This window comes from Falsiroseomonas sp. E2-1-a4 (genome assembly GCF_051433165.1).
Classification (GTDB): domain Bacteria; phylum Pseudomonadota; class Alphaproteobacteria; order Acetobacterales; family Acetobacteraceae; genus Falsiroseomonas.
Genome location: NZ_JBHMFS010000006.1, coordinates 185,264 through 210,949, shown reverse-complemented (window position 1 = coordinate 210,949; position 25,686 = coordinate 185,264). Strand labels below are relative to the sequence as shown.

27 protein-coding genes are annotated in these 25,686 nt (G+C 69.2%); 16 read left to right on the top strand and 11 right to left on the bottom strand.

Annotated features, from left to right (window positions below):
- Nucleotides 1-22 precede the first annotated feature (22 nt).
- The 3 genes from ACFHNC_RS09115 to ACFHNC_RS09105 are packed head-to-tail and all read right to left on the bottom strand — an operon-like array spanning nt 23 to nt 4,124.
- Nucleotides 23-2,065: an acetate--CoA ligase family protein gene (locus ACFHNC_RS09115; protein WP_437168910.1), complete on the bottom strand. Its 2,043-nt coding sequence runs from the start codon at nt 2,063-2,065 to the stop codon at nt 23-25.
- Complete coding sequence (locus ACFHNC_RS09110; RefSeq protein ID WP_437168909.1) at nt 2,062-3,213, bottom strand: acyl-CoA dehydrogenase family protein; 1,152 nt, start codon at nt 3,211-3,213, stop codon at nt 2,062-2,064. Before ACFHNC_RS09110 ends, ACFHNC_RS09115 begins: the two co-directional genes overlap by 4 nt.
- Complete coding sequence (locus tag ACFHNC_RS09105) at nt 3,213-4,124, bottom strand: SDR family NAD(P)-dependent oxidoreductase (protein ID WP_168051738.1); 912 nt, start codon at nt 4,122-4,124, stop codon at nt 3,213-3,215. The genes ACFHNC_RS09110 and ACFHNC_RS09105 overlap by 1 nt, the downstream gene beginning before the upstream one ends.
- 114 nt (nt 4,125-4,238) lie before the next feature.
- Between ACFHNC_RS09105 and ACFHNC_RS09100 the strand changes: the two genes are divergently transcribed.
- From ACFHNC_RS09100 to ACFHNC_RS09085, 4 genes are read left to right on the top strand one after another with little or no spacing between them, the layout of a single operon-like run.
- Nucleotides 4,239-5,006: an ABC transporter ATP-binding protein gene (locus ACFHNC_RS09100; protein ID WP_437168908.1), complete on the top strand. Its 768-nt coding sequence runs from the start codon at nt 4,239-4,241 to the stop codon at nt 5,004-5,006.
- Entirely contained in the window at nt 5,003-5,779 is a 777-nt protein-coding gene (locus ACFHNC_RS09095) for an ABC transporter permease (protein WP_437168907.1), read from the top strand. Before ACFHNC_RS09100 ends, ACFHNC_RS09095 begins: the two co-directional genes overlap by 4 nt.
- A gap of 20 nt (nt 5,780-5,799) precedes the next feature.
- Entirely contained in the window at nt 5,800-6,753 is a 954-nt protein-coding gene (locus ACFHNC_RS09090; protein WP_437168906.1) for an ABC transporter substrate-binding protein, read from the top strand.
- A 19-nt stretch (nt 6,754-6,772) separates the two neighbouring features.
- Nucleotides 6,773-7,099 carry a hypothetical protein gene (locus ACFHNC_RS09085; RefSeq protein WP_437168905.1) on the top strand — a complete coding sequence of 109 codons (327 nt, stop codon included), beginning with the start codon at nt 6,773-6,775 and terminating at the stop codon, nt 7,097-7,099.
- A gap of 5 nt (nt 7,100-7,104) precedes the next feature.
- On the opposite strand, the gene ACFHNC_RS09080 is transcribed toward ACFHNC_RS09085, so the two are convergent.
- Nucleotides 7,105-7,992 carry an alpha/beta fold hydrolase gene (locus tag ACFHNC_RS09080; RefSeq protein WP_437168904.1) on the bottom strand — a complete coding sequence of 296 codons (888 nt, stop codon included), beginning with the start codon at nt 7,990-7,992 and terminating at the stop codon, nt 7,105-7,107.
- Nucleotides 7,993-8,144: 152 nt separating this feature from the next.
- Here ACFHNC_RS09080 and ACFHNC_RS09075 point away from each other — a divergent pair, with 152 nt between their 5' ends.
- From ACFHNC_RS09075 to ACFHNC_RS09035, 9 genes are all read left to right on the top strand, one after another.
- A complete protein-coding gene (locus tag ACFHNC_RS09075; protein WP_437168903.1) occupies nt 8,145-8,594 on the top strand; it encodes an SUF system Fe-S cluster assembly regulator in 450 nt (149 codons plus the stop codon).
- Nucleotides 8,595-8,605: 11 nt separating this feature from the next.
- On the top strand, nt 8,606-10,099 hold the full coding sequence (gene sufB, locus ACFHNC_RS09070) for a Fe-S cluster assembly protein SufB (RefSeq protein ID WP_437168902.1): 1,494 nt from the start codon (nt 8,606-8,608) through the stop codon (nt 10,097-10,099).
- Nucleotides 10,100-10,101: 2 nt separating this feature from the next.
- Entirely contained in the window at nt 10,102-10,851 is a 750-nt protein-coding gene (gene sufC / locus ACFHNC_RS09065; protein ID WP_437168901.1) for a Fe-S cluster assembly ATPase SufC, read from the top strand.
- Nucleotides 10,848-12,158 (top strand): Fe-S cluster assembly protein SufD, encoded by a 1,311-nt coding sequence (sufD, locus tag ACFHNC_RS09060; RefSeq protein WP_437168900.1) that lies wholly within the window; start codon nt 10,848-10,850, stop codon nt 12,156-12,158. The genes sufC and sufD overlap by 4 nt, the downstream gene beginning before the upstream one ends.
- Complete coding sequence (locus tag ACFHNC_RS09055; protein WP_437168899.1) at nt 12,158-13,399, top strand: aminotransferase class V-fold PLP-dependent enzyme; 1,242 nt, start codon at nt 12,158-12,160, stop codon at nt 13,397-13,399. Before sufD ends, ACFHNC_RS09055 begins: the two co-directional genes overlap by 1 nt.
- A complete protein-coding gene (gene sufU, locus ACFHNC_RS09050; RefSeq protein WP_437168898.1) occupies nt 13,396-13,875 on the top strand; it encodes a Fe-S cluster assembly sulfur transfer protein SufU in 480 nt (159 codons plus the stop codon). Before ACFHNC_RS09055 ends, sufU begins: the two co-directional genes overlap by 4 nt.
- Nucleotides 13,844-14,239, top strand: a complete 396-nt coding sequence (locus ACFHNC_RS09045) for an SUF system Fe-S cluster assembly protein (RefSeq protein ID WP_437168897.1) — start codon at nt 13,844-13,846, stop codon at nt 14,237-14,239. The genes sufU and ACFHNC_RS09045 overlap by 32 nt, the downstream gene beginning before the upstream one ends.
- 14 nt (nt 14,240-14,253) lie before the next feature.
- Nucleotides 14,254-14,619, top strand: a complete 366-nt coding sequence (locus ACFHNC_RS09040) for a HesB/IscA family protein (RefSeq protein ID WP_437168896.1) — start codon at nt 14,254-14,256, stop codon at nt 14,617-14,619.
- A gap of 74 nt (nt 14,620-14,693) precedes the next feature.
- Nucleotides 14,694-15,416, top strand: a complete 723-nt coding sequence (locus ACFHNC_RS09035; protein WP_437168895.1) for a 2OG-Fe dioxygenase family protein — start codon at nt 14,694-14,696, stop codon at nt 15,414-15,416.
- A gap of 85 nt (nt 15,417-15,501) precedes the next feature.
- On the opposite strand, the gene ACFHNC_RS09030 is transcribed toward ACFHNC_RS09035, so the two are convergent.
- On the bottom strand, nt 15,502-15,672 hold the full coding sequence (locus ACFHNC_RS09030; RefSeq protein WP_437168894.1) for a KGG domain-containing protein: 171 nt from the start codon (nt 15,670-15,672) through the stop codon (nt 15,502-15,504).
- Between the two features lie 128 nt (nt 15,673-15,800).
- Here ACFHNC_RS09030 and ACFHNC_RS09025 point away from each other — a divergent pair, with 128 nt between their 5' ends.
- Nucleotides 15,801-16,778, top strand: a complete 978-nt coding sequence (locus ACFHNC_RS09025) for a hydroxyacid dehydrogenase (protein WP_437168893.1) — start codon at nt 15,801-15,803, stop codon at nt 16,776-16,778.
- A 57-nt stretch (nt 16,779-16,835) separates the two neighbouring features.
- Here ACFHNC_RS09025 and ACFHNC_RS09020 read toward each other — a convergent pair whose 3' ends face one another.
- The 3 genes from ACFHNC_RS09020 to ACFHNC_RS09010 form a co-directional block, all read right to left on the bottom strand.
- Nucleotides 16,836-17,765, bottom strand: coding sequence for an MBL fold metallo-hydrolase (locus ACFHNC_RS09020; RefSeq protein WP_437168892.1), 930 nt, complete (start codon nt 17,763-17,765; stop codon nt 16,836-16,838).
- Between the two features lie 5 nt (nt 17,766-17,770).
- Entirely contained in the window at nt 17,771-18,775 is a 1,005-nt protein-coding gene (locus ACFHNC_RS09015; RefSeq protein WP_437168891.1) for an MBL fold metallo-hydrolase, read from the bottom strand.
- A gap of 103 nt (nt 18,776-18,878) precedes the next feature.
- Nucleotides 18,879-20,159 carry a class I SAM-dependent RNA methyltransferase gene (locus ACFHNC_RS09010; RefSeq protein WP_437168941.1) on the bottom strand — a complete coding sequence of 427 codons (1,281 nt, stop codon included), beginning with the start codon at nt 20,157-20,159 and terminating at the stop codon, nt 18,879-18,881.
- 46 nt (nt 20,160-20,205) lie between these two features.
- Here ACFHNC_RS09010 and ACFHNC_RS09005 point away from each other — a divergent pair, with 46 nt between their 5' ends.
- Together ACFHNC_RS09005 and ACFHNC_RS09000 are read left to right on the top strand one after the other, a co-directional pair.
- Nucleotides 20,206-21,033 carry an FkbM family methyltransferase gene (locus tag ACFHNC_RS09005; protein WP_437168890.1) on the top strand — a complete coding sequence of 276 codons (828 nt, stop codon included), beginning with the start codon at nt 20,206-20,208 and terminating at the stop codon, nt 21,031-21,033.
- A 224-nt stretch (nt 21,034-21,257) separates the two neighbouring features.
- Nucleotides 21,258-23,324 carry a protein kinase domain-containing protein gene (locus tag ACFHNC_RS09000; RefSeq protein WP_437168889.1) on the top strand — a complete coding sequence of 689 codons (2,067 nt, stop codon included), beginning with the start codon at nt 21,258-21,260 and terminating at the stop codon, nt 23,322-23,324.
- 3 nt (nt 23,325-23,327) lie between these two features.
- Here ACFHNC_RS09000 and ACFHNC_RS08995 read toward each other — a convergent pair whose 3' ends face one another.
- From ACFHNC_RS08995 to ACFHNC_RS08985, 3 genes are read right to left on the bottom strand one after another with little or no spacing between them, the layout of a single operon-like run.
- Nucleotides 23,328-24,386, bottom strand: a complete 1,059-nt coding sequence (locus ACFHNC_RS08995; protein WP_437168888.1) for a hypothetical protein — start codon at nt 24,384-24,386, stop codon at nt 23,328-23,330.
- A gap of 43 nt (nt 24,387-24,429) precedes the next feature.
- Nucleotides 24,430-25,086, bottom strand: coding sequence for an OmpA family protein (locus ACFHNC_RS08990; protein WP_437168887.1), 657 nt, complete (start codon nt 25,084-25,086; stop codon nt 24,430-24,432).
- Nucleotides 25,087-25,123: 37 nt separating this feature from the next.
- A complete protein-coding gene (locus tag ACFHNC_RS08985; RefSeq protein WP_437168886.1) occupies nt 25,124-25,678 on the bottom strand; it encodes an OmpA family protein in 555 nt (184 codons plus the stop codon).
- Nucleotides 25,679-25,686: the final 8 nt, after the last annotated feature.

Genomic DNA, 25,686 nt, shown 5'->3' with positions numbered 1-25,686 from the left:
GTGCCGCAGCCTCCCACGCAGTTTAGCGCAATACCAGCCAGGCATCGGCGACGGTCACGCCCTCGCCCGGCTTGCCGACGATCAGCGGGTTGATTTCCGCCTCCGCCACCTGCTCCACCGCAGCGAGGCGGGACGCCGCGACCACGGCCTGCGCCAGCGCCTCCAGATCGCCGAGCGGCAGGTTGCGCCAGCCCGAAAGCGGCTTCAGCGCGCGCACCTCCGCGATCATCTCCCGCGCCGTGTCGAGGTCCACCGGCGCCAGGCGCAGCGCGATGTCGCGATGCAGTTCGGACAGCACGCCGCCGGCGCCCAGCAGCACCACCGGTCCCACCTCCGGGTCCCGCCGGAAGCCGAGAATGGCCTCCGCCAGCCCCTTCGCCATGGGCTGCACCAGCATCCCGGTGATCTTCGCCCCCGGCGCCGCGGCGGTGACGCGCGCGCGCATGGCAGACGCCGCCTCGGCCAGTGCCGCCGCATCGGCGATGTTCAGCGCGACGCCGCCCACCTCCGTCTTGTGCGCCAGATCCGGCGAGAGGATTTTCAGCGCAACCGGGTAACGCATGCCCTCCGGCGGCGTGTCCTGCATGACGGCGAAGGGCGATTCCAGCCCGAGCGCCGCGAACACCCCCCGCGCATCCGCCTCATCCGGCCGCGCCGGCAGGGTGATGGCCGGTGCGGCCATTTCGGCAATGTCGCGCGGCGCCTGCCAGGCGCAGAACGCATTGATGCAATCGGCCGCGGATTCGGCGGTGCGGAAGGCGGCGATGCCGGCCTCCGCCAGCAGGCGCAGCGACGCCTCGGCCTGCGGGGCCAGGAAGGCCGCCACCGGCTTGCCCGGCACCTTCACCCCCTCGACGATGCCCGCCACCGCATCCTTCGGCCGGAACTGGGCGGAGGAGCCGATGACGGCCAGCACCAGGCCCGTATCTTCCGCTGCGCGCAGCGCATCCAGCGCGGCAATGACGCGATCCGGCCGTGCGCCGGCCAGGGTCAGGTCCAGCAGCCGCGCATGTGCGTTGAAATTCGCCGCCTCCAGCTTCGCGGCCGCCTTCGCATCCGGCTTGCGCGCCTCGATGCCCAGCACGCCGAGCGCATCGACGGCCAAGGCGCCGCCGCCGCCCGTTGTCGTCATCACGCTAACGGCGCGGTAGTTGCGCGCCGGCGCGCGCCGCCCCGCGACCAGCAGCGGCAGTTCCAGCAGCGATTCCAGCATGGAGACGCGCAGGATGCCATGCGCGCGGAAGAAGGCATCCGCCGCCGCATCGCTGCCGGCCAAGGCGCCGGTATGGCTGGTGGCAAGCTCCGCGCCAAAGGGGCTGCGGCCGAGCTTCAGCGCGATGATCGGCTTGCGCAGCTCGCGCGCCTTGGCGGCAGCGGCGGCCATCTGTTCCGGCGCACGGATCGCTTCCAGGAACAGCGCGACCGCATCCACATGCGGATCATCCAGCAGCAGGGAGGCGATCTCCCCGGCCGTCAGATCCGCCTCGTTCCCCGTGCCGATCAGATGCGAGAAGCCCAAGCCCCGCGCCGCGCCGCGCGACAGCAGCGCCCCCATCATGGAACCGGACTGCGAGACGAGTGCCACGCGCCCGGCTGGCAGATCCTCGGCTTCGAGCGCCGCATTGGTGGTCAGCGCCGTGCGGGCATGCAGGTTGACCACGCCCATGGAATTCGGCCCGAGCAGCCGCAGCCCGCTGGCCTGCGCCGCGGCCAGCACGCGCGCCTGGAGGGCCGCACCTTCCGGACCCGCTTCCGCAAACCCATCGGCCAGCACGCAGGCCACCGGAATGCCGCGCGCGGCACAGGCCACAACATGCGCCTCGACGTTGTCCGTGCCGAGCAGAATGTAAGCAAAGTCGATCTCGCCCGGGATGTCAGCCAGCGAGGCATAGGCGCGCTCGCCCAATACCTCCGCCGCCCGCGGATTCACCGGGAACAATTCTCCGGTGAATCCATGCCGGCGCAGATAGCGCTGCGGCCGCGCCGTCAGTCGCTGTTCGTCGGCGGAGGCGCCGATCAGCGCGATGCGGCGCGGATTGAGCAGCGCCTGCGCCAGCTTCGTCACTTGGGCGGCCTTTGCGAAAAGCTGCGGCCGAAGACACCCTCGGCAATGCGGTTCTTCATCACTTCCAGGCTGCCGCCCGCGATCATCCAGCCGCGCGTCTTGCGCACGCAATACTCGATCAGCAAATCCTGGCTGTAGCCCGTGCCGCCCATGATCTGCATGGATTCATTCGAGCACATCCAGCCCGCCTGGTTGCAGGCGTACTTCGCCATCGCGACGTCCTGCGCATCCGGCAGCCCGTCCTTGGCGCGCACGGCGGCGCGGTACAGCAGCAGCTGCGCGCTATCCAGCGCGACGCGCATTTCCGCGAACTTCCATTGCAGACCCTGGAATTCCATCAGCGCCCGCCCGAACTGCTTGCGCTGTTCCGCATGCGCCTTGGCCTGCCGAAAACAGTATTCGCCGAGCGCCAGCGCCCGCGTCGTGTTGCCCGCACGCTCCACATTGAAGCCCGCGATCTGCTTGCGGAATCCGCCTTCGCCCAGCAGCAGGTTGGCGTCGGGCACGAAGACATCGTCGAAATACAGCGCGCACCAGGTCTCGCCGTTCATGTAGCGGCTGGGCTGGCCGAGCCGAAAACCCTCCATCCCGCGCTCCAGCAACACGGAGCCGATGCCGTTCACGCCCGGGCCAAAGCGGCAATAGATGACAAAAACGCCGGCATCCTCGGTGTTCGAGGTGAACACCTTGCCGCCATTGAGGCGGTAGCCGCCTTCGACCTTTGTCGCGGTGGTCTTGAGGTCGGTCAGGGCGGAACCGGCATCCGGCTCCGTCATGCCCACGGCCGCGATGGTCTCGCCGCGCAGCAGCGGTTCGAAGTAGCGCGTCTTCTGGTCCGGCGTGGCGTATTCGGCAAAGGTGCGAAAAGCGCCGAAATTGCCGGCCTGCAGCACATCCGCGCTGCGCGGGCAGACATAGGCGATCTGTTCCATCGCCAGGATCGCGTCGAACAGCGTGCCACCCTGGCCGCCATCGGCTTCCGGCACCATGATGCCGAACAGCCCGTTCTCCGCCATCAGCTTGGCGACATCCCAGGGGAAGCGCTCATCATGCGCGCGGGCCAGCGCGTCCTTGGCCAGGTGCTGCTCGGCGAAGCGGCGGACGGAATCCTGGAACGCAACCTGTTCCTCGGTGAGCGAAAAATCCATCAGACGGGATCCCAGGAAAACACGTCGCCGGAGCGATCGAGCGGCAGGAAATGGCTGCGCAGAGCGGGCAGGGCGGTCTCGGCGATCGTCTCCGGCGTCCAGCCCTCACCGCGATGCGTGGAGCGGATCGGGCGCGGCTGGCTGAACAGGAACAGCTCATTGTGCCGCGCCGCGAAAATCTGGCCCGTCACGTCCTTCGCCGCGTCTGAGGCCAGGAACACCGCCAGCGGCGCATTCTTGTCCGGTGTCATCTGCTGCAACCGCGCCACGCGCGCCTTCTCGGCCTCGGTCGAGGACGGGATGGAACTGGTCATTCGCGACCACGCAAACGGCGCGATGCAATTGGACCGCACGCCAAACCGCTGCATGTCCAGCGCGATCGACTTCGACAGCGCCGCCACACCGAGTTTCGCCGCGGAATAATTCGCCTGGCCGAAATTGCCGATGAGGCCGGAGGTGGACGTCATGTGCACATAGGCGCCGCTGCCCTGCTTGCGGAATTGCTCCGCCGCGGCACGGCTGACGAAGAACGACCCGTTCAGATGCACATTGATGACCGCCAGCCATTCCTCCGGCGACATCTTGTGGAAGATCTGGTCGCGCAGGATGCCGGCATTGTTCACCACGATGTCGATGCGCCCAAAGGCGTCCATCGCCTGCGCCACGATCCGCTGCGCGCTGCCCCATTCCGCCACGCTGTCGGTATTTGCCACCGCCTTGCCACCGCGCTGGTGGATGATGGCCACCGTCTGCTCGCCGGGGGTGGCGGAGGTCGGGCCTTCGCCCGTCAGGCTCGCGCCGATGTCGTTCACCACGACGGAGGCGCCGGCCAGCGCCATGGCGAGTGCAATCTCCCGCCCAATGCCGCCGCCCGCCCCGGTGACGATTGCCACCTTGCCTTCGAGCATCATCCCGTTGCCTCCTATCCATGCAGCCCGCTTCTAATCCCCTGCCGAAGGGGCGTGAAGCCGGGTTGCCGCATCTCGGCGGTGCCGTAAACTCAAGCCTGGATACAAGTGGGGGACATGGTGGGGTTCGTGGAGCTGGATGGGGTCGGCATGACCTTCCGCGGGCGCACCGGCGCCTATGAGGCCGTGCGCGACTTCAACCTGGAGTTGTCGGAAGGCGAGTTTTTTTGCCTTCTCGGCACCTCGGGTTGCGGCAAGACCACGGTGATGAACATGCTGGCGGGGTTCGACACACCCACCGCTGGTCAGATCCGGCTGGAGGGCAAGCCCGTCCGCGGCCCGGGCGCCGATCGCGGCGTGGTCTTCCAGGGCCATGACAGCCTGTATGACTGGCTGACGGCGCGCGACAACATCGCCTTCGGTCTGCGCCTGCGCGGCATGGGCCGCAGCGAGCGGCGCGCCATTGCCGATCGCTTCCTCAACATGGTCGGCCTGACCGGGCAGGGGTCCAAGCACCCCTCCGAGCTTTCGGGCGGCATGAAGCAGCGCATCCAGATTGCCCGCGCGCTGGCCAACGACCCGCGCATGCTGCTGATGGACGAGCCCTTCGGCGCGCTGGATGCGATGACGCGGGCCGTGCTGCAGGGCGAATTGTCCCGTATCTGGTCGGAGAACCGCAAGACGGTGCTGTTCATTACCCATGACATCGAGGAAGCCTGCGCGCTCGCCACCCGTGTCGGCGTGATGAAGCGCGGGCCGGGCGGCACGCTGAAGGCGGTGGTGCCGATCGACCTGCCCTACCCGCGCGAACGCACCTCGGACGGGTTCATGGCCAGCTTCCGCCAGGTGCATGAGCTGATTCATGCGGAGATCCATCCTCAATGACCGGCGCGATGATGAACACCCGATCCGCCACCGTCATCGGCTATGTGCTGGGCTTCGCGCTGCTGTTCGTGATCTGGCACCTGGCGTCGCAGTACCTGGTCAGCTCCGTGCTGTTCCCCTCGCCCTTCCCGGTCTTCGAGCGTGGCTGGGTGCTGCTGGAGGAAGGGCTGCTGCAGGAATCCGTCTGGGCCTCGATGCGCCGCATCATCCAGGGTTTCCTTCTCGGCTCCGCCATCGGCATCCCCGTAGGCCTCGCGATCGGCAGCTTCCGGCCGGTGCGGCTGCTGCTGGAGCCCTGGACGGAATTCTTCCGCTTCATCCCCGCTGTGGCGATGATCACCGTCTCCGTGATCTGGTTCGGCATCGGGGAGGAGAGCAAGATTTTCCTGATCGCCTATACCACCGTCTTCGTCGTGATCATCGCCACGGCGGCCGGCGTCGGCGCCGTGGGCCGCGACAAGATCCGGGCGGCGCAGTGCCTCGGCGCCAACAAACTGCAGGTCTTCGCCCTCGTCGCTTTGCCGGCGACGGTGCCCTACATTCTCACCGGCATGCGGCTGGCCATGGCGAATGCCTTTGTCACCATCGTGGCGGCGGAGCTCGTCGCCAGCAATGATGGCCTTGGCAAGATGCTGTGGGATGCCCGGCTGTTCATGCAGGTGGAGGACATCTTCGTGGCCCTCATCTCGCTTGGCCTGCTCGGCTTCGCGACGGACCGCGTCTTTCGCCTGTTGATCCGCGCCTTTGCGGGCCGCTTCAACCCGACCATGTGACAAACAGGGAGAACAAGAACATGCTTCGCCGAACCCTTCTCGCCGCCGGTGGCGCGGCGCTTGCCGCCCCCGCCTTCGCCCAGAACGCGCCGATCAAGATGACCATCGCCACCGGCGTGGACCCGTCCTTCGCGCCCTACTACGTCGCGCGGGAGGGTGGCTTCTTCACCCGCAACGGGCTGGACGTGACGGTCAACACCGGCCCCTCCGGCTCCGCCATGATCGCCTTCCTGATCGGCAACCAGATCAACTCCGCCTATGGCGCGGAACAGGCCGGCGTCTCCGCGCATCTGGTGGATCCGAATGTCGTGGCGGTGGCCGAGGGCACCGCGCTGCTGCGCTGGATCAGCGTGCTCGGCCGCAATATCGAGAATATGGAAGGCCTGAAGGGCAAGAAGGTCGGCGTCGCCCGCGGCACCGGCAGCGAGACCTTCTGGCTGTCCGTGGTTTCCAAGCTCAACCTGAACCCGGCCGACTACACAATCGTCAATGTCGAGGCGCCGGAGATGGTGGCGGCGCTGGAGCGCGGCAATATCGACGCCTTCGCGGTGTGGGAGCCGTGGCCGACGCGGGCCATGCGCGCCATCCCCAACACCAAGATCCTCGTCTCCAACGAGCAGATCCAGATCGTCCGCAACTTCGTCTACATGAACAAGGGCTGGGCGCAGTCGAACATGGAGGCGACGACACGCCTGATGCGGTCGCTGATCCAGGCGCAGGAATACATCGCCTCGAACCCCACCGAGGCCGCCGCCCAGGTTGCCCGGTTCCTGCGCCAGGACCGTGCCTTCATCGCGGAGCTGATGACCAAGGTCGAGTACAAGATGAACCTGACGCCCGATAGCGTCAGCAACATCCAGCTCGCCATCGACCAGCTGCGCGGCATGAACCGCCTGTCCAAGGAAGTGACGCCGGCTGAGGTGATCTGGAAGGAACCCCTCGCCGCCGCCGCCGCCGGCCGCGTGCAGATCTGAGAGCAAAGGGCCGGCCGGGGTGATCGACGATAGCGAAGCCACCGGCCGGCTGCAGGCGCAGATCGAGGCCGCGCTGCCGCTGCCGGCGCGGCCGACGCCGGAGCTGCTCGCCATGCTCCGGCAGCAAAGCCCGAAGATGAAGCTCGCCCCCACCTGCCGCATCGTGGCGATCAGCTACGCGGGCGACGAGGGCGGCATCGTCTGCAAGCTCGATTTCGGGGTGGATGAGACGGGCCATGCGGCTTACGTCTCCCTCACTCATCTTCGCTTCGACCCGCGCCTGCCCATGGCGCGGGCGATCGAGGCCTATCAGCTCCGCCGCGTTGAGGGGTTGCGCCAGGCCTAGGGCCGCTACTTCTCCGCCGCCGCGATGATGCCGCCGGCCAGGCTGGCCGGGATGCGGTTGGTCCAGCGGCCGCAATCCACCTGGGTCACGAAGTCCAGCACCGCGCGGTTGAAGGCGTCCGGGTCCTCCAAATTCATGGTGTGACCGCATTTCGGCATGACCAGCAGCGCGCTGCTATTAATGGTGCGCTTCAGGTATATGCTGGCCTCCAGCGTCGGGTCGTCCTCATCGCCCGCGATCACCAGCGTCGGCACCGTCATCGCCCGGAACTGCGCCTCCAGGTCGAAGAGGCTGGGCCGGCGGCGCTGCACGCCGTTCATGGTCAGCGCGGAGCCCTCGGTGCTGTGCTCGCAAAGCTGCGCCTGGAACTCGGCATAGCCGCGCGGATCCTTCTCCTCGAACACCAGGCGGGTCGGGCCGCGGCTGTAGGTCAGGCCGAATTTGTCCATCCCCTCTGCCCGGATGCGGGCGATGGCGGCGTCCGTCTCCGCATGGAACTGCGCGGTCTTGCCCGGCGCGGCGCCATAGCCGACGCCGGCTGCGACCAGGCTGCGGGCCAAGCCGGGGTGCCGCAGCCCCATATGCAGCGTGGCGAAGCCGCCCATGGACAGTCCCACTACATGGCTCGGCCCGAGGCCCAGCGCCTTGATGACGGCGGCGATGTCATCCGTCGCCCGGTCCTGGCTGTACTTCGTCGGGTCCGACGGCACTTCGGATGGCGTATACCCCCGGGCGGCATAGGTGATGCAGCGATAGCGGCGGGAGAAGAAGCGCAGCTGCGCCTCCCAGGACCGATGGTCGCCGGCATATTCATGCACGAAGACCATGGGCGTGCCGCTGCCGGCCTCCTCGTAATGCAGGCTCACCCCATCGTCGGTCTGCAGCATCGGCATGGCTTCGGTATCCCAGTCTGCGAAGCCCGGATCGTGCCGCCCGAATCCCCCCGCCGCAAGCCGCCCCCGCCTTGACAGTCAGGGGGGGCGGGCGCATCTGCAATCCGGACCCAATGGGTCCCCTTTCAACAGGGCAAGGGAGTTTCCGCCGGGTGTTGCGGGTCTCGAAATTCACCGACTACGCCGTGGTGGTACTGTCCCGGCTGGAGGCAGAGGGTGGGGTGCAGACCGCACCTGGACTCGCCGCCGGCACCGGCATTGCCGAGCCCACGGTCGCCAAGGTGTTGAAGATGCTGTCCCAGGCAGGTCTTGTCGAGGGGCTGCGCGGTGCCCGCGGCGGCTACCGCCTGCTGCGCCCGCTCGCCTCCCTCGGCCTGTCCGAAGTGATCGTGGCGGTGGATGGCCCGATCGCCCTGACCGCCTGTGTCGATGGCGGCTTCGGCCTGTGTGAGGCCGAGAATACCTGCCCCGTCCGCGGCCGCTGGGACCCGGTGAATGCCGCCATTCGCGGTGCGCTCTCGGCCATCATGGTCAGCGAAATCGCCTCCCCGCCCGTACCCCGTCAGGCTGCCGCACTGCAGCCCGTTCTCGTCGCCGAGTAGGATCAGCCGCTATGGCAGCCGTCACCGAGACCATCGAAGCCGTCCAGGCCGTCAATGACGGCGGGTACAAGTGGGGCTTCGAGACCGATATCGAGATGGACTTCGCGCCCAAGGGGCTGAACGAGGATATCGTTCGCTTCATCAGTGCGAAGAAGAAGGAGCCCGCCTGGCTGCTCGACTGGCGGCTGAAGGCCTATCGCCATTGGCTGACCATGGAAGTACCGCACTGGGCCGCCGTGAAGCATCCGCCGATCGATTTCCAGGACGCCTTCTACTACGCCGCGCCGAAGCAGGGCCCGAAGTCGCTGGATGAGGTCGATCCGGAACTGCTGAAGACCTACGCCAAGCTCGGTATTCCGCTGAAGGAGCAGGCGATTCTGGCCGGCGTCGAAGGCGCGGGCGACAGCCCCTCCGACAGCGGGCGCATGCCTATCGCCGTCGATGCGGTGTTTGACAGCGTTTCCGTCGCCACCTCCTACAAGGAGCGCCTGGCGAAGGACGGCATCATCTTCTGTGCGATCAGCGAAGCGGTGCAGACGCATCCCGAGCTGATCAAGCAGTATCTCGGCTCCGTCGTGCCGCAGGGCGACAACTACTATGCCGCGCTGAACAGCGCCGTCTTCACCGATGGCAGCTTCGTCTATATTCCAAAGGGCGTTCGGTGCCCGATGGAGTTGTCCACCTACTTCCGCATCAATGCGAAGAGCACGGGGCAGTTCGAACGCACGCTGATCATCGCCGATGAGGGCAGCACGGTCAGCTACCTGGAAGGCTGCACGGCGCCGATGCGGGATGAGAACCAGCTGCATGCGGCGGTGGTGGAGCTGGTGGCGCTTGATGACGCCAGCATCAAGTACAGCACCGTCCAGAACTGGTATCCGGGCGATGCGGATGGCAAGGGCGGCATCTACAACTTCGTCACCAAGCGCGCCGCCTGCCGTGGCAAGCGCAGCAAGGTGTCCTGGACGCAGGTGGAGACCGGTTCAGCCATCACCTGGAAGTACCCGTCCTGCCTGTTGATCGGCGATGACAGCGTTGGCGAGTTCTACTCCGTCGCCATCACCAACAACCATCAGCAGGCCGATACCGGCACGAAGATGTTTCACATCGGCCAGCGCACGCGCAGCACGATCGTGAGCAAGGGCATCAGCGCCGGCTTTGGGCAGAACACCTATCGCGGCCTGGTGAAGATCAGCCCGAAGGCGTCCGGCGCGCGCAACTTCACGCAGTGCGACAGTTTGCTGATCGGTGACCAGTGCGGGGCGCATACCGTGCCGTATATCGAGAATCGCTGCATGACGGCGAAGGTGGAGCACGAAGCCACCACCAGCCGCATCGCCGAGGACCAGCTGTTCTACTGCCGCTCCCGCGGCCTGACGCAGGAAGATGCGGTTGGCATGATCGTCAACGGTTTCTGCCGCGAGGTGCTGAAGGAGCTGCCGATGGAATTCGCCGTGGAAGCGCAGAAGCTGCTGCAGATCAGTCTTGAAGGTTCGGTGGGCTAATCATGTTGAAAATTGAAAACCTGCACGCCACGGTCGACGGCAAGCAGATCCTGAATGGGTTGAACCTGACCATCCCGTCGGGCGAAATCCACGCCATCATGGGCCCCAACGGCTCCGGCAAATCCACGCTGAGCTACGTGCTCGCGGGGCGCGAGGGCTATGAGGTGACGGAAGGCTCCGTCACCTTCGGCGACCTCGACCTGCTGGCGATGGAGCCGGAGGAGCGCGCCGTGGCCGGCGTGTTCCTGGCCTTCCAGGCGCCGGTGGAATTGCCGGGCGTGGGCAATGCCAACTTCCTGCGCACGGCGCTGAACGCGGTGCGTCGCGCGAAGGGCGAGGCGGAGATCGACGCCATCCAGTTCCTCAAGCTGGCGCGCGCCCGCATGAAGGTGCTGAACATGTCGGACGACATGCTGAAGCGCCCGGTGAATGTCGGCTTCTCCGGCGGCGAGAAGAAGCGCAACGAGATGCTGCAGATGGCGCTGCTGACGCCGAAGCTGGCGCTGCTGGACGAGACCGATAGCGGCCTCGACATCGATGCGCTGAAGTTGGTGTCGGATACGGTGAACAGCCTGCGCGGGCCGGACTTCTCTGCGCTCGTCATCACCCATTACCAGCGCCTGCTGAACCACATCGTGCCGGACCGCGTGCATGTGCTGTCCGCCGGCCGCATCGTGAAGTCCGGTGGGCCGGAACTGGCGCAGGAACTGGAAGCTTCCGGCTACGGCGCCATCGAGGCGGCCGCGGCATGACGGCGATCAGCAGCACCGGCCCCGCCGCCTTCCTCGGCCGGCACGAAGGGCTGCGCGGGCGGCTGCCCGGCGCGCAGCTTCCCTGGGTGGAGGCGCTGCGCGACCGCAGCGCCGCCGCCTTCCGCGCGCAGGGCTTCCCGACGCGGCGCGTCGAGGCCTGGAAATACACCGACCTCGCCGCGGTCAATGCCAGCGTCTTCGGCGAGCCGCTGACCGGAGTGGATGATGCGCTGGCCCTGCCGCCGGCGGAGAACCCGCGCGCCGTCTTCATCGATGGCCGCTTCCGCGCGGACCTCTCGGCGCTGGCTGGACTGGCCTATGCGGTGGAGAATTTGGCCGCCGCGCTGCCGCGCCTCGAATCCCGCCTCGGCGCGCTGGTGCGGCCGGAGGAACAGGCGCTGGCCGCGCTGAATGGCATGCTGTTCGAGGACGGCCTGGTGGTGACGGTACCGGAGGGTGTCGAGGCCGGCGTGCTGGAGCTGTTCTCCTTCGCCACCGAAAGCGAACGCGCGCCCGCCTTCCACCCGCGCCATCTGGTGCGGCTCAGCGCCAACGCCTCGCTGACCCTGGTCGAGACCGCGTCCGGCCCCGCCACCGCGCGCTACCTGCACAACCCGGTCTTCGAGATCGAGGTGGCGGAAGGCGCGCGAATGAATCACGGGCGGCTGCAGCAGGAAGGCCGCGATGCCTTCTTCCTGTCCACCGTCTATGCCCGCGTTCAGGCCGGCGGCACCTACGACAACTTCACCATGAATGGCGGTGCGCGACTGGCACGCAACGAGATTCATGTGGCGTTGTGCGGCCCCAAGGCCGAGTGCCACATGAACGGCGTGCAGCTTCTGGCCGATGGCCAGCATGCGGACACCACCACGTCGCTGGACCACGCGGCGCCCAACTGCTCGTCGCGGCAGACCTACAAGACGGTGCTGTCGGGCAAGTCGCGTGGCGTGTTTCAGGGCAAGATCCTGGTCCGCCAGGTGGCGCAGAAGACCGATGGCTACCAGATGAATCAGGCGCTGCTGTTGTCCCCCGAAGCCGAGATCGACAGCAAGCCGCAGCTTGAGATTTACGCCGATGACGTGAAGTGCAGCCACGGCGCCACGGTGGGCGAATTGGACGCCGAGCAGATCTTCTTCCTGCGCTCCCGCGGCATCCCGCTGGAACAGGCCAGGGCCATCCTGGTCGAGGCCTTCCTGACGGAAGCGGTGGAAGCGGTTGAGGATGAGGCGATCCGCAATGCGCTGTCGCGCGCCGTCACCGGCTGGTGGCAGCGCCAGGGCATCAAGGGTGGGATTGAGGTCGCGTGATGGACGGACATGTCGCACCGATGCTGAACCTGGATGCGGTGCGGGCAGATTTCCCAATCCTGTCGGAGAAGGTGCGCGGCAAACCCTTCACCTTCCTCGACAGCGGCGCCTCCGCCCAGAAGCCGCGCCAGGTGATCGGCGCGATGGTGCGGATGATGGAGACGGCCTACGCCAACGTCCATCGTGGCGCCTATCACATGAGCGAGCAGGCCACGGAAGCTTTTGAGGCCGCGCGCGGCGCCGTCGCGCGTTTCCTGAACGCCGGCGATGCGCGCGAAATCATCTTCACCGGCAGCAGCACCAACGCCATCAACCTCGTTGCATACAGCTACGGCCGCGGCGTGATGAAGCCGGGGCAGGCCGTGGTGATTTCCGAGATGGAGCACCACGCCAATATCGTGCCCTGGCAGATGGCGCGCGACGCCGTCGGCATCGAACTGCGGGTGTGCCGCATCACCGATAGCGGCGAGCTGGACCTCGACGACCTCGCGGCCAAGCTGGCCGATGGCAAGGTCGGTCTGGTGGCGGTGACGCATATGTCCAACGTGCTCGGCACCGTGACGCCGGCCGCGCAGATTGCGCGCATGGCGCATGAGGCGGGTGCGAAGGTGCTGTTCGATGGCAGCCAGGCCGCCGTGCATCGCCGCGTCGATGTGCGCGAGATCGACGCGGATTTCTACGTCTTCACGGGGCACAAGCTATACGGCCCGACCGGCATCGGCGTGCTCTACGCCAAGGGCGCCTTGCAGGAGGCGATGCCCCCCTTCCTCGGCGGCGGCGACATGATCGCGGAAGTGTCCTTCGAGCGTTCGGTCTGGGCGCCCTATCCCGCAAAGTTCGAGGCCGGCACGCCGCCGATCATCGAGGCGATCGGCCTGCACGCCGCCATCGACTATGTCACCGCCATCGGCATGCCGGCCATTGAGGCGCATGAGCGCGCCCTGGTCGATCGCGCCATGGCCCGCCTGCCGCAGATCGAGGGCGTGACCCTGCTTGGCCGCGCGCAGGACCGTGGCGGCGTCTTCGCCTTCGCGATCGACACGGCCCATGCGCATGACGTGGCGACGCTGCTGGACCGCGCCGGCATCGCCGTCCGCTCCGGGCGCCATTGCGCGGAGCCGCTGCATGCGCGCTTCGATGTGGAAAGCACCTGCCGCGCCTCCTTCGGCCTCTACACCACGCCGGCGGAGGTCGATCTGCTGGCCGATGCGCTGCACCAGGCGCGGGAGTTCTTCCGATGAGTGGCGGCTTGTTCGACGACCTGCGTGACCTGTACCAGGAAGTCATCCTCGATCACGGCCGCAAGCCGCGGAATTTCAAGCGGCTGGATGATGCGGATCGCACCGCGCGCGGGGACAACCCGATGTGCGGCGACCGGATGGAATTGTTCGTAAAACTCGCCCCGGATGGCCATATCCAGGATGCGGCGTTCCAGGGTCGCGGCTGCGCCATTTCCATGGCCAGCGCCTCCCTCATGACCGATACGGTCAGGGGCAAGACCCAGGCGCAGGCGCGGCAGATGGGGGAGAATTTCAGGGCATTGGCCATGACCGGCGTCTGCCCGGATTGCGGCGGCGACATCGCGGAAGACATGGAACGCCTCGCCCCGCTCTCCGGCGTGCATGACTTTCCGAGCCGCGTGAAATGCGCGACGCTGGCTTGGCACACGCTGAACGCGGCGCTGGATGGCGGCGCGAAGGAGGCGAGCAGTGAGTGAAACCCCGACAGCACCCATCCACGGTGCCTGGACCCCGGACGGTGGCACGGAGCCGCCGGTGCGGGTGAATGAGGATGCGGTGGTCTCCGTCCTCAAGACCGTCTTCGACCCGGAGATCCCGGTCGATATCTACGAACTCGGCCTGATCTACGCCGTTGAGATTGGCGATGACGGCCATGTGAAGGTGGAGATGACGCTCACCACCCCGTCCTGCCCCTCGGCGCAGGAATTGCCGGCGCAGGCGGAAGAAGCGGTGCGCGCCGTGCCGGGCGTCACCGACGTCACCGTCGAGGTCGTCTGGGATCCGCCCTGGGACCAGAGCCGGATGAGCGAAGACGCGCGGCTCGCGTTGAACATGTACTAAGGGAGGCCCACGGCATGAGCACCACCACCGAAGCCCGCCCGCGCCGCGCCCTGCCGCCGCTGATGGGCCTGTCGGACGCCGCCGCCGAGCGCCTGCGCGCCCTGTACGCCGCCGGCGAGGAAGGCAAGACGCTGCGCGTGGCGGTGAAGACCAAGGGCTGCTCCGGCATGGCCTATGACCTGACCTGGGTCGATGGCCCGGGTCCGGGGGATGAGGTCGTGACCGACAAGGGCGTGACCGTGGTCGTGGACCGCAAGGCCACCCTGTTCCTGATCGGCACCGTCATGGATTACGAGGTGAAGGCCATGTCCGCCGGCTTCACCTTCACCAATCCGAATGAGAAGGGCCGCTGCGGCTGCGGCGAGAGCTTCCACGTCTGACAGGCCACCGATGCAGAGCCGGGATGAAGTTTTCGCGCATCGCTCCTGACCGAAGACGCGCCTAGCATCACCGCATGAGCACCGATCCCGCGACCGAGCTGCTGCCTCCGCTGGTCGAGGAGGGTTTCATCCATCTGTATGCCGCCGAGACCGCGGCGCAGATCCCGGCTGCCGCCCTCGCTGATTTCGCCGCCTTAGCCGCAAGCTGGGATGGCATGGCGCGGGACCAGCACATGGCCGATGGCGGCCGCTACCGCCGCCGCCGTCACGCCGTGCTCTCCGCCCGCGCCGGCACGCCGGGCCTGGTGCGGGAGGCGGATGCGCCGCATTTCCAGGCGGTGGATCACAACCCGCTGAATGGCGGCGTGCAGCGCCATTTCGAGGCCATCCCCCCCGCCATCACCCAGGGTGCCGCCTTCGCCGGCCTCGCCGAATGGGCGCGCCAAGCCTTCGACCGCGCCGATCCGGGCCGCGACTGGCATGTGGAGGCCCACCAGTTCCGCATCGAGGCCGCCCCCGATTCTGTCGGCCGCCCGACGCCGGAAGGCATGCACCGGGATGGTGTGGATTGGGTGCTGGTCCTGCTGATCCGCCGCGAAAACGTGGATGAGGGCGTCACCGAAATCGCCGCCCCCGAGGGCCGCCGCCTCGGCGCCTTCACCCTGACCGATCCGCTGGACGCCGTGCTGCTAGATGACCGCCGCATCCTGCACGGCGTCACCCCGGTGACGCCGCATGATCCGGCGCGGCCGGCCTGGCGTGACGTGCTGGTGCTGACCTTCAAGCGCCGCGGTTAAACCACGTCCCGCGGATCGTGACCGATCCGCGGCCCAGGCGCGGGCGGCCGCAGCGTCCGACCAGTGAGACGACTGGCGCGACAGGTCAGCCCTTGCGGGACTGCCCGCCCTTGCGGCCGGCTTCCGCCGCGCGCTCCGGGTCGTTGGCGAAGTTGTTCGGGTCCTTGTCCTTGCCCGCGCCCACGGTTTCCTGTGACACGCCCTTCTGTCCCTCGGCACCGCTGGATTTGTCCTGGTTCGCCTGCTGCTTTGCCATGATGTCAGCCTCCCTTCGCGGCCGCCCGACCCTGCTGTCTGGCGGGCTTCCGGAACGCAGCGCGACAGGGCCGGGTTCGGCTGCGGCAGCGTATTGACCCACCGGTCCGGCTGGGCGATTCCCATTTCATGAGCTTTCATGTCCTGGTCACCGCCCCGCGCCTCGAACCCGCCGGCCTGTCGTTGCTGGAAGAAGCCGGCTGCCAGGTGGATTTCGTCACCGCGGAAGGCGGCAGGGCGGAGCTGGAGCGGAAGCTGGCGACCCAGCTGGTGCAGGGCGTGATCTCCCGCTTCCTGCCGATTGGCGGCGCCGCCATCGCAAGCTGCCCGACACTGCGGGTGATCTCCCGCGCCGCGGTCGGCTACGACCTGATCGACGTGCCCGCCGCCACGGCGCGCGGCATTCCGGTGCTGACGGCGGTGGGCGCCAACGCGCAATCCGTGGCGGAATACAGCCTCGGCCTGATCCTGGCCGTGGCCCGCAACATCCCCCGGCACAACGCCGCGACCCAGGCCGGCGGCTGGGAACGCACCCGCATCGGGCTGGAGCTGCATGGCAGGCGGCTCGGCCTGGTCGGCTATGGGCGCATCGCGCAGGGCCTGGCGCGGATGGCGCTGGCGATCGGCATGAAGGTCTGCGCCTACAGCCCCAATCTGGCGCGGCACGGCAATATCGCGCCGGTCACCGCGGCGCCGTCGCTGCATGCGCTACTGGCGCAGTCCGACGTGGTCTCGCTGCACGCGCCGCTCAGCGCGGCGACCCGCCAGATGATCGGCCCCGCCGAATTGGCGCTGCTGGGGCCGGAGGCGATCCTGGTGAACACCGGCCGCGGCGGGCTGATCGATGAGGCCGCCCTGGCCGAGGTGCTGCGCGAGGGCCGCATCTACGGCGCCGGACTCGACGTGCTGTCAAGCGAGCCGCCGCCGCCGGGCAGCAACCCGCTGGTCGGCGCGCCGAACACCGTGCTCAGCCCGCATATGGGTGCGGCCACCACCGTGGCCCGCAGCGCCACCGCCAAAGCCGCCGCCATCCATGTCCTGGCCGCGCTGCGCGGGGAGGCGCTGCCCGAGGGCGCCTGCGTCAATCCGGACGCCCTGGGGCGCTGAGGCATTTTCAGGTCAGGCGGAATCGCCTGACGCATCGGAAACGACGCTGGCGCCTGCTCAGGCCAGCGGCGCCAGCCGGTAGCCGGTGCCGGCGCGCTCCACGATCCCGGTTGCCGGCATCGGGAAATGGTAGCCCACCACCGCGATCCGGTCGGTCGCCAGCTGGTCCAGAAGCCGCTTGCGGGTCGCCACCGCCATGGCCGGATCCATGTCGAAGATCGGGTACCAGTCCGGATTCGGCAGGAACAGCGCCGGCGTGGTGATGGCATCACCGATCACCATCAACTGCGCCGCCCCATCCGCCACCAGGAAGGAGACATGGCCCGGCGAATGCCCATGCGTGGCGACCGCAGTGATGCCCGGCGCCACCTGCGCCCCCGGCGCGAAACGGGTGATCCGGCCCTCATAGGGAACGAAGCGGCGGCGGGCATTGGCGAAGCCGGGGCGGCGGGCCGGGGTGGCGCGGGCTTCCTCGCCCGCATCCATCCAGAAATTCCACTCGCCCTCCGGCACGGCGATGCGCGCATTCGGGAAGGCGGCGCTGCCATCGGCGGCCAGCAGTCCACCGATATGGTCGCCATGGAAATGCGTATGGGCGATCAGCACCACCTCCGCCGGGTCCAGCCCGGCGTTGCGCATGTTGACCATCAGCGCCGGCGTCGCGCCGGTGCCGACATCCAGCGCCACCAGCCCAGCGGGAGTGCGGATGATGGTGACGTTGTAGGGGTTCACCAGCGCCGGGCCCGGCTGGCCCGCTGCCTCCAGCGCGGCTGAAATCTGCGCGGGCTGGGCGTTCACGACGAAGCCCTGGGTCACATCGGGCCGGGTTGCGGCACCGTCATTCACCACGGTGGCGCGCAGCCCGCCCACCATCACATGGCGGAATGCGGGGGTGATGGCGGGGGTCTGGGCGGCGGCGGGCAGGGCAGGGGCGAGCACGGCGGCGGTGCCGGCGGCCAGCAGGGTGCGGCGATCGATCACGGTCATCTCCCTCAGATGGAAGCGGCCCAATCGGCGGGCACGAAGCGGTAGCCCTGGCCTTCCTTCGCCATGTGGCCGATGGCGGGGAAGGGGAAGTGGTAGCCGCTGATCCGGATGCGGTCGGTCGCCACCATGTCCAGCACCCGCCGCCGCGTGGCCTCCGCGGCCGCGCCGTCGAAATCGAAGGACAGGTGGAAATCCGGCCGGCGGGCGAACAGCTCGGGACGGTTGGTCAGATCCGCCAGGAAGATCATCTGGTCCGCGCCATCGGCGATCCGATAGATGGTGTGCCCCGGCGTATGGCCATGCGCGGCGATGGCGGTGACACCCGGTGCCGGCTCCGCCCCACCGGCGATCTGCCGCACCTTGCCCCGATAGGGTGCGAAGCGCCGCGCCACATTGGCGAAATTGCCGCGCTGGCCCTGCGGCGTGCGGCCCTCATTGCCGGTGTCGTTCCACCAGGCCCATTCAGCCTCCGGTACCACGATTTCCGCGTTCGGGAAGGCGGCGCTGCCATCGGCGTTCAGCAGGCCGTTCACATGGTCGCCGTGGAAATGGCTGAACACCAGGGTGGTCACGCGCGCCGGGTCCAGCCCTGCCGCCCGCATATTGGCGCCGAGCAGGCCAACCGGCGACCCCGCCGGCTGCGCGCCATTGCCGGTATCGAACAGCACCAGGCCGTTCGGCGTCTCCAGGCAGGTCAGGGTGAAGGGGATTCGGAAGGTATCGGTGGGCAGGAAGCTCTCGGCCAGCACGCGCTGCACCTCCGCCAGCGGCGTGGCGGGCACCAGGCCCTGCGCCAGCGGAACGGCGCGGCTGCCATCATGCAGCATGGTCACGGTGCGGGCGCCAATGCGGGTGCGGAAAAAGCCCGGCGCCTGGACCAGCGGGGCTGGCTGCGCCGGGGCCGGGGCGCCCTGCGCCGGGGTGCCCTGTGCCGAGGCCGGAGCGCCACGCAGTAGCGCCGGGGCGGCCAGTGCGCCGGCGGCGCCCATAATCAGATGGCGTCGGTCCATGGAAGTCTCCCGCTTCGTCCAGGCCGTCAGTTTGGATGCGGGGGAGGCGTTGCAAGCCCCCACCGCCCGCCCAGCGCAACGATCTTTCGTGAGCGTGCCTGGATCAGCGCCGGAAGCTGACCACCGATTCCAGATGGGGCGACCAGCGGAACTGGTCCACCGGCACGGCGGAGGTCACCTTGAACCCGGCTTTCACCAGCGAAGCCGCATCGCGCGCCAGCGCCACCGGGTTGCAGGAAACATAGATCACAACCGCCACCGTGCTGCGGGTGATCTGCGCCACCTGCTCCACCGCGCCATTATAGGGCGGGTCCAGCACCACCGCGCCGAAGCGGTTCAGTTCGGCCGGCAGCAGCGGGCGATAGGCGAGGTCGCGGCGAATCGCCTCCACCTGGCCGCCGGCCTTGCGCGCCGCCGCATCCAGCGTGGCGACAGCCGCCGCATCCCCCTCATAGGCCGCGACGCGGCCCCGGGCGGAAAGCGGGAAGGACAGGGTGCCGATGCCGGCATAGAGATCCGCGATGCGCGCCCGCACCGGCAGCTTTTGCGACGCAAGCCCTGCCAACACCGCCGCGATGATCGCCGCCTCCCCCTCCGGCGCCGCCTGCAGGAAGGCGCCCGGCGCCGGCGCCACCCGCACGCCGGACAGGTTCAGGAACACCGGCCCGGCCTGCGCCGCATTCTCCACCACGCCGTCCTTCAGCGCCCAGGCAACGCGCGGAATGCCATGCGTGGTGCCGAAGGCGGCCAGCATGGCGCGCTGGGAGGCATCGATCGGACCATCCGTCCGCAGCAGCAGGTCCGGCCCGCTATCCAGCAGGTTCAGCACCGCCGAGCCTTCCCGCTTCAGCGCCGGCATCCGCCGCAGCAACTCGCGCAGCGGCCGGAACAGCGCCACCAGCGCCGGGTCCAGCACATGGCAGGTGGACAGGTCCGCCACCGCGGCGCTGCCGCGCTGATGGAAGCCCAGCGCCATCGCGCCGCCCTGCAGCCGCTTCAGCGCCAGGTCGGCGCGGCGGCGGGTATTCGGCGCCGCGATCACCATCTCCGCCACCGCGACCCCAGGCTGTCCCGCCCGCTCCAGCGCCTCCACCAGCCGAGCGCGTTTCCATGCGGCATAGGCGGGCATCGCCCAATGCTGCAGCGCGCAGGCGCCGCATTCGGTCAGGAAATGCGGGCAGGGGGGCACCACACGATCCGGGCTGGCCGCCAGGATCTCCACCGCATCCGCCGCCTGGCCCTCGCCGCGCTTGCCGACGGGGCGCGCGGTGATGCGTTCGCCCGGCAGGGTCCCGGCCACGAAAAGCGAGCCTTCCGGCGTCTCCGCCACGCCATCCCCGGCCGAGCCCAACCGCTCGATCGTAACCTCGCGCAACGGTTGCATCCCGCCGGGCTGGGTGCGATGGGGGTCCGAACCAGGACGGGGCTCCATGCTCGACAAGTTGCTTTCCCTGCTGCGTGCGCGGCTCCGCCGTCGGAGCGACTGGTATTATCTGGGCAATGGGGTGGGTTTGGGCCTCACCCACTTCGGCCGCAAGATCTTCCTTCCTGGCGGTGATGCCGGAATGACGCCGGAGATCATCCTGAGCGGGACGTGGGAGCCGCATGTGGAGGCGGTGCTGCGCCGTGTCCTGAAGCCCGGGATGCAGGTGGCGGAGGTCGGCGCCAGCCTCGGCTTCCACACGCTGGTGATGGCGGAGGCGGTGGGCCCCACCGGCCACATCCATGCCTTCGAGCCCTATCCCAAGGTTCTGCCCCTGCTGCGCAACACCCTGGCCAGCAACCGATTCATGGATCGGGTGACGCTGCGCGAGGTGGCGGTGCTGCACGCCCCCGGCGATGTGCATTTCGCCGCCGACCCGTCCCAGGCCGGCAGCGCGCATCTGGCGATTGCTTTGGCGGCGGCGAGCTACACCGAGAGCTTCGCCGTCCCCGCCACCCGCTTGGACGATGCGCTGGCCGATGTGCCGGTGCTCGACCTGCTGCGGATGGATTCGGAAGGCACGGAGGGGCTGGTCCTGCTCGGCGCGCAGCAGATCATGGAACGCTCGCCGAAGCTGGTGGTGGTGATGGAATGGTCGCCCGCCATGCTGGCCGCCCGCGGCGATGTGGCGGAGCTGGCGAACTGGATCGTATCGCTCGGCTTCCGCTGCCAGCGCATCGAGCGCCAGGGCGTGCTGACCCCGGTGACGGCGGCCGAGATGCCGAACCTGACACACTGCGACGTTGTGCTGAGCCGCGGCGACGGCGTGGTCTGACTGTTGCCCGGCGCCCGCCGAAAGCGGGTGAGCGGCCGAATGGCCGCCGCGCCTTGTAGCGCGTAGCCCAGCAGCCGAAGGCCGTGCCCGGCGCATGAAAGAAGGCAAAAACCAACGAGTTGCTGACAGCGACCGTTGGTCTAACGCTTCCTGCAAGGCGCGGCCCGTCTTATGGTTCCGGCAGGGAGCCGGCATGGGCGGCGGCGACAGGGAGATTGCGGCTGATGCTGCCGAGCGAGCTGACGGGCAAGTACGAGGCGCGCGGCACGCTCGGCGCTGGTGCCATGGGCACCGTGATCGACGCCTTCGACCGCATGATCGAACGACGCGTCGCGGTAAAGCTGGTGCGCCTGCCCGCCGGCGACGATGCGGAGGCGCGGGAGGCCCATGCTCGCTTCCGGCGCGAGGCACAGGCCGCGGGGCGCCTGTCCCACCCCAACATCGTCGCCGTCTTCGACTATGGCGAGAACGCCGACACCGCCTGGATCGTCATGGAGCTGGTCGAGGGCGGCACGCTGAAAGGCGTGATGGACCGCGGGGAACGTATGCCGGTGGCGCAAGTGGTCCGGCTGATGGACCAGATCCTCGGCGCGCTGGCCTATTCGCATGGCCGCGGCGTGGTGCACCGGGACATCAAGCCGGCCAACATCATGCTGACGGCGGACGATCCATCCGGCCCGCAGGTGAAGATCGCGGATTTCGGCATCGCCCGGATCGAAAGCTCGACCATGACCCAGGTCGGCACCGTGATGGGCACGCCGAGCTACATGGCCCCCGAGCAGTTGCGCGGGGAACCGGTGGATGCCCGCGCCGATATCTGGGCCGCCGGCGTGCTGCTGTACCAGTTGCTGACCGGCGAGAAGCCCTTCGATGGCGGCTACAGCGCGCTGATGCACCGCGTGCTGAACACCGAACCGCCGCCGCCGAGCCAATTGGCCGTCAGCGCACCGCGCGGCTTCGACGCGGTGGTGGCGCGCGCCTTGGCCAAGCGCCCCGATGACCGCTTCCCCACCGCAAGCGCCTTCGCCGAGGCGATCCGCCAGGCGGGCGACACGGCGGAGCCGGCGGGGATGGGTTTTGCCGGGGCCGGCAAGCTGCCCGGGCTGGATGATGCGACGATGGTGGCGACCGCCACGCGCGCGCCCACGGCCCCGCCCCCTGCCGCGCCCGCGCCGCCTGCCAGATCCTCGGGCGGCGGGCTGAAATGGGCGCTGCTGGGCGGCGTGGCGCTGCTGGCGGCCGGCGCTGCGGGGTATTTCGCGACCCGGCAGGATCCGCCCGCGATTCCGCCGGACCAGTTGGCCCAGTCCCAGGGTTCGGCCCCGGCGCCGATCCCGCCGGCGCCGCCACAGCCTCGCCCGACCCCTGATCCGCCGCAGCCGGCACCAAGCCCCGCGCCCACGCCCGCGCCAGGTCCGACCACCGTGCCGACCCCCGTGCCCGCGCCCACTCCGGCGCCTGTGCCGACGCCGGCGCCTGTGCCGACTCCGACGCCCACACCAGCCCCGACGCCTGCGCCCACCCCAATACCCGCACCGGCACAAGCCCCGACGCCGACTCCCGCGCCAGCCCCTGCGCCCGCGCCGACTCCCGCGCCAGCTCCTGCGCCCGCGCCGACGCCAACGCCCCCGCCGCGCCCCGATCTGCGCGCCGCCGCCACCGCCGCGGCTGCCGCCGCGCCATGCAGCCTGCTGGACGCCAGCGCCACCGAGACCAGCCTCACCATCCAAGGCATCCTGCGCCGTGGCGGAGAGGCCGAGATGCGGCGCGTGCTGGCTGGGCGCGGCGTGCCCGAAGCCGCCACCACGCTGCGCCTGCAAAGCTTCGAAGGCCCCTATTGCGGCGCCATCGACACCATCCGCCAGGTCGCCGCCTCACCCGGCGAGGCGCCGCTGGTCTCCATCGCCGGCACCATGCCGCTGCAACGTGGCGACCTGCTGCGGCTCGATGTGCAGATGCCGCCACGCGCCGGGCAGCTCTATGTCAGCTACCTGATGAAATCGAACGAGATCGTCCACCTGGTGCCGTCGGAGCCGCAGGCCGCCGGCGCCCGGCTGCGTCTCGGCGAACCCGGCCCGAATTTCGCCGGATGGGAGGTGGACGAGCCCTTCGGCACCGACATGATCATCGTCTTCGCCTCGGAGCGCCCGCTGTTTCCGCAACCCCGCCCGGTGGTGGAGCCGCTGGATGACTACATCCCGGCGCTCGCCGCCGCGCTGCGCGACGCCCGCGCCCAGGGCATCCGCGTCAGCGCCCGTGCCGTGCTGCTTGAGACGGTGGCGCAGCGGTAGCGGTCACGGAGGCATACCCTCGCGCATCAGCGCCCGCAGCCGCGCCAGTTCCGCCTCCGCCACGCCGAGATGGGCGGCGGTGAAGAAGCGCGGGTCCGGCGTGTGCAGCAGATAGGCCTGCGCCTCGTCGATCATCAGCTCCTCGATGCCCGTGTCGTAGCCCTCGCGGCCAAGGAAGGCGCGGAAGGCGGCGCGATCGGCCTCGGTGAAGCGCGTGGTCCAGACCCCGCGGATATGCGCGGCATAGGCGGCATCGGTGCCGAAGCGGCCATGGCTGAGTTCATGGTGCAGGATGGTGGCGCGCCCGGCTTCATCCATCTCCGCCCCCGGCGCGGCGAGCGAAAGCAGCACGATCTCCTGCCCCGCCGGTACCAGGTCGCGCGCCCGCCCGTATTGCGCGCGCAGCCACTCCTCCGCCGGCGACAGCGCCAGCCCGTCGCGCGCCGCCAGCGCGAAGAAGCGTGCCAGATCGGTGCCGCGGTAGTTGTGGCCGAAATAGAAGGTGGCGGCGCTCTCGCCGGTGCGGGCGATGGCCTCGGCCATCTCGGCCTCCGTCAGCACCCGGTCGCGCGGCAGCCCGGCCTTTTCCACCAGCGCCGCCACCCGGTTCAACGCCGCGCCCTGGGCTGCGAGCGTCGGGTAGTCGATCAGGAAGATGGCGGGGTTGCCGGCGTAGCGGATCAGCCGGGGCTGGTCCGCGCGATGGTCCCGGATCGCCGCCTCCTCCATCAGCGGCGGCAGCGCCGCGAGGCGGGAGGGGACGGCCAGGGCAACCGGCTCCGGCGCCGGCGCGGGTTGCGGCGGTGGAACGGGCTGCGGCGCCGGCGCCACCACGGCGACGGGCACCTCGGCCACCGGCGCCACCCGCAGCGGCGCCAGCGCCAGCCACCAGCCGCCCAGCCCCGCCACCACCACCCCACTCAGGCCGAGCGCCACCCAGGGCCAGGCCGGGCGGGCCGCCGGCTTCGGCGGCGGCGGCACCCGGCCCCATTCCACACGCGGCGGCGGCCCGGCGCGACCGGGAGGCAGCTGGCGGATGGTGGCGTCGTTTTCTGCCGACATGCTGCGTGCCGCCTGGATCGGAACCGTTGAAGGAGCCCGGTCGTCAGCCGTCCAGGTTGATGACCTGCACGCGCCGGTTCCGCGGCTCATTCACCCCGTCCCCGGTTGGCACCAGCAGCCGCGTCTGGCCCAGCCCCACCGCCTCCAGCCGGGCGCCATCGACGCCGTATTGCCGGATCAGGTAATCCCGCACCGCGGCGGCGCGGCGTTCCGACAGGGCCATGTTCATCGAGGCGGCGCCCACCGAATCCGTATGTCCCTCGATCCGAAACCGGAACGGCGCCAGGTCGGCCGAGGCCAGGGCACGGCCGAGCGGCGCCAGCCTTGCCTCCGCCTGCGGCGTCAGATTGGCGGAGCCGCTGGGGAAGGTGACGGTGATGGACACCGCCGGCACCCCCTCCGGCGCCGTGGTGTCCGGCACCACCGGTCGCGCCACCGGTCGCGGAGCGCTGGGCGTGGCCGGCGCGGGGGTAGCGGTGGCGCCGAGCGGGGCGGGCCGCACGGGTGCGGTCTCGGCCGAAGGGGTCGGGGCGGGTGCGGAGGGCAGGCGGATGCCGCGCGTGGCGCCGTCGCCGCGCGGGCGAAGCTGCTCGATCAGCCGCGCCGCCGCAGGGTCGCTCTGCGCCAGGGCCGGCGCCGGCAACAGCATGGCGCCCGCCGCCAGGGCCAGAAGCGCGAGCGGGAAAGGGGCAAGGGACATGGGACAGTCTCCGTTCATTTGCGGCGAAGCCTACGCCTCAGCCACCCAGATTAACCACCTGGACGCGGCGATTGCGCGGTTCCGCTGTTTCATCCTGTGTCGGCACCAGCAATTGCGTCTCGCCGAGGCCCACCGCCTCGATCCGTGCCGGGTCCACGCTATGCCGTTTGATCAGAAGGTCCCGCACCGCCGCGGCGCGGCGGTCGGACAGCGCCTGGTTCATCGAGGCCGGGCCGGCCGTATCCGTATGCCCCTCAACCCGGAAGCGGTAGCCAGCGAGGCGTGGCGAGCCGAGCGCCTGGCCAAGATTGTCCAGCACGCGGGTCGCGTCCGGCCCCAACTCGGCCGAGCCGCTGGCGAAGGTGACGGTCAACGAAATGGCGGCCGCGCCTGGCGGGGCCGTCGTCGTCGTCAGATCCGGCGCCGGGATGCCAGGGGGGACACCAGCGCCGGGCGGCGCGGGCACGCGGATGCCGCGCGTCACCGGGCTGGCCGGGTCCAGCCCCTCGATTAGCCGCTCCACCTCCGGCACCTGCGCCCAGGCCGCGGCGGGTGCCAGCAGCAGCGCGAGGCCAAGCCCTATACGCAGCATGGCAAATC

Excerpts from the sequence above, each read along its gene's own strand:
- ACFHNC_RS09105 (WP_168051738.1), bottom strand. The coding sequence starts at position 4,124 with ATGATGCTCGAAGGCAAGGTGGCAATCGTCACCGGGGCGGGCGGCGGC.
- ACFHNC_RS09045 (WP_437168897.1), top strand. The coding sequence starts at position 13,844 with ATGGCGGCGCGAAGGAGGCGAGCAGTGAGTGAAACCCCGACAGCACCC.
- ACFHNC_RS09055 (WP_437168899.1), top strand. The coding sequence starts at position 12,158 with ATGGACGGACATGTCGCACCGATGCTGAACCTGGATGCGGTGCGGGCA.
- ACFHNC_RS09030 (WP_437168894.1), bottom strand. The coding sequence starts at position 15,672 with ATGGCAAAGCAGCAGGCGAACCAGGACAAATCCAGCGGTGCCGAGGGA.
- ACFHNC_RS09100 (WP_437168908.1), top strand. The coding sequence starts at position 4,239 with ATGGTGGGGTTCGTGGAGCTGGATGGGGTCGGCATGACCTTCCGCGGG.
- ACFHNC_RS08995 (WP_437168888.1), bottom strand. The coding sequence starts at position 24,386 with ATGTCGGCAGAAAACGACGCCACCATCCGCCAGCTGCCTCCCGGTCGC.
- ACFHNC_RS09090 (WP_437168906.1), top strand. The coding sequence starts at position 5,800 with ATGCTTCGCCGAACCCTTCTCGCCGCCGGTGGCGCGGCGCTTGCCGCC.
- ACFHNC_RS09010 (WP_437168941.1), bottom strand. The coding sequence starts at position 20,159 with ATGCAACCGTTGCGCGAGGTTACGATCGAGCGGTTGGGCTCGGCCGGG.
- ACFHNC_RS09000 (WP_437168889.1), top strand. The coding sequence starts at position 21,258 with ATGCTGCCGAGCGAGCTGACGGGCAAGTACGAGGCGCGCGGCACGCTC.
- ACFHNC_RS09025 (WP_437168893.1), top strand. The coding sequence starts at position 15,801 with ATGAGCTTTCATGTCCTGGTCACCGCCCCGCGCCTCGAACCCGCCGGC.
- ACFHNC_RS08990 (WP_437168887.1), bottom strand. The coding sequence starts at position 25,086 with ATGTCCCTTGCCCCTTTCCCGCTCGCGCTTCTGGCCCTGGCGGCGGGC.
- ACFHNC_RS09020 (WP_437168892.1), bottom strand. The coding sequence starts at position 17,765 with ATGACCGTGATCGATCGCCGCACCCTGCTGGCCGCCGGCACCGCCGCC.
- sufC (WP_437168901.1), top strand. The coding sequence starts at position 10,102 with ATGTTGAAAATTGAAAACCTGCACGCCACGGTCGACGGCAAGCAGATC.
- ACFHNC_RS09080 (WP_437168904.1), bottom strand. The coding sequence starts at position 7,992 with ATGCCGATGCTGCAGACCGACGATGGGGTGAGCCTGCATTACGAGGAG.
- ACFHNC_RS09095 (WP_437168907.1), top strand. The coding sequence starts at position 5,003 with ATGACCGGCGCGATGATGAACACCCGATCCGCCACCGTCATCGGCTAT.
- ACFHNC_RS09110 (WP_437168909.1), bottom strand. The coding sequence starts at position 3,213 with ATGGATTTTTCGCTCACCGAGGAACAGGTTGCGTTCCAGGATTCCGTC.
- sufU (WP_437168898.1), top strand. The coding sequence starts at position 13,396 with ATGAGTGGCGGCTTGTTCGACGACCTGCGTGACCTGTACCAGGAAGTC.
- ACFHNC_RS09035 (WP_437168895.1), top strand. The coding sequence starts at position 14,694 with ATGAGCACCGATCCCGCGACCGAGCTGCTGCCTCCGCTGGTCGAGGAG.
- ACFHNC_RS08985 (WP_437168886.1), bottom strand. The coding sequence starts at position 25,678 with ATGCTGCGTATAGGGCTTGGCCTCGCGCTGCTGCTGGCACCCGCCGCG.
- sufB (WP_437168902.1), top strand. The coding sequence starts at position 8,606 with ATGGCAGCCGTCACCGAGACCATCGAAGCCGTCCAGGCCGTCAATGAC.
- ACFHNC_RS09005 (WP_437168890.1), top strand. The coding sequence starts at position 20,206 with ATGCTCGACAAGTTGCTTTCCCTGCTGCGTGCGCGGCTCCGCCGTCGG.
- sufD (WP_437168900.1), top strand. The coding sequence starts at position 10,848 with ATGACGGCGATCAGCAGCACCGGCCCCGCCGCCTTCCTCGGCCGGCAC.
- ACFHNC_RS09015 (WP_437168891.1), bottom strand. The coding sequence starts at position 18,775 with ATGGACCGACGCCATCTGATTATGGGCGCCGCCGGCGCACTGGCCGCC.
- ACFHNC_RS09040 (WP_437168896.1), top strand. The coding sequence starts at position 14,254 with ATGAGCACCACCACCGAAGCCCGCCCGCGCCGCGCCCTGCCGCCGCTG.